At 44.0% G+C, this 1,329-nt stretch carries 1 protein-coding gene; it reads right to left on the bottom strand.

What is annotated here, in order from left to right; genetic code table 11:
• Window positions 1–13 precede the first annotated feature (13 nt).
• Window positions 14–1,222 carry an IS4-like element ISVsa5 family transposase gene (locus ACOTZF_RS25185; RefSeq protein WP_001339197.1) on the bottom strand — a complete coding sequence of 403 codons (1,209 nt, stop codon included), beginning with the start codon at window positions 1,220–1,222 and terminating at the stop codon, window positions 14–16.
• Between the last annotated feature and the right edge of the window lie 107 nt (window positions 1,223–1,329).

Here is a 1,329-nt window from a genome sequence, read left to right as displayed (position 1 = left end):
CTGAGAGATCCCCTCATAATTTCCCCAAAGCGTAACCATGTGTGAATAAATTTTGAGCTAGTAGGGTTGCAGCCACGAGTAAGTCTTCCCTTGTTATTGTGTAGCCAGAATGCCGCAAAACTTCCATGCCTAAGCGAACTGTTGAGAGTACGTTTCGATTTCTGACTGTGTTAGCCTGGAAGTGCTTGTCCCAACCTTGTTTCTGAGCATGAACGCCCGCAAGCCAACATGTTAGTTGAAGCATCAGGGCGATTAGCAGCATGATATCAAAACGCTCTGAGCTGCTCGTTCGGCTATGGCGTAGGCCTAGTCCGTAGGCAGGACTTTTCAAGTCTCGGAAGGTTTCTTCAATCTGCATTCGCTTCGAATAGATATTAACAAGTTGTTTGGGTGTTCGAATTTCAACAGGTAAGTTAGTTGCTAGAACCCATGGCTCCTTTGCCGACGCTGAGTAGATTTTAGGTGACGGGTGGTGACAATGAGTCCGTGTCGAGCGCTGATTTTTTCGGCCTTTAGAGCGAGATTTATACAATAGAATTTGGCATGAGATTGGATTGCTTTTAGTCAGCCTCTTATAGCCTAAAGTCTTTGAGTGACTAGATGACATATCATGTAAGTTGCTGATAGGTTTCCAGTTTTCCGCTCCTAGGTCTGCATATTGTACTTTTCCTCTTACTCGACTTAACCAGTACCAACCCAGCTTCTCAACGGATTTATACCATGGCACTTTAAAGCCAGCATCACTGACAATGAGCGGTGTGGTGTTACTCGGTAGAATGCTCGCAAGGTCGGCTAGAAATTGGTCATGAGCTTTCTTTGAACATTGCTCTGAAAGCGGGAACGCTTTCTCATAAAGAGTAACAGAACGACCGTGTAGTGCGACTGAAGCTCGCAATACCATAAGTCGTTTTTGCTCACGAATATCAGACCAGTCAACAAGTACAATGGGCATCGTATTGCCCGAACAGATAAAGCTAGCATGCCAACGGTATACAGCGAGTCGCTCTTTGTGGAGGTGACGATTACCTAACAATCGGTCGATTCGTTTGATGTTATGTTTTGTTCTCGCTTTGGTTGGCAGGTTACGGCCAAGTTCGGTAAGAGTGAGAGTTTTACAGTCAAGTAATGCGTGGCAAGCCAACGTTAAGCTGTTGAGTCGTTTTAAGTGTAATTCGGGGCAGAATTGGTAAAGAGAGTCGTGTAAAATATCGAGTTCGCACATCTTGTTGTCTGATTATTGATTTTTCGCGAAACCATTTGATCATATGACAAGATGTGTATCCACCTTAACTTAATGATTTTTACCAAAATCATTAGGGGATTCATCAG

The organism is Enterobacter cloacae complex sp. SHL021 (genome assembly GCF_049237765.1).
Lineage (GTDB): Bacteria > Pseudomonadota > Gammaproteobacteria > Enterobacterales > Enterobacteriaceae > Enterobacter > Enterobacter cloacae.
Note: the sequence above shows the minus strand (reverse complement) of the source record. Positions and strands in the feature narration are given on the sequence as shown.

Bases quoted from the DNA above. Each gene is read 5' to 3' on its own strand.
- ACOTZF_RS25185 (WP_001339197.1), bottom strand. From the start codon at position 1,222: ATGTGCGAACTCGATATTTTACACGACTCTCTTTACCAATTCTGCCCC.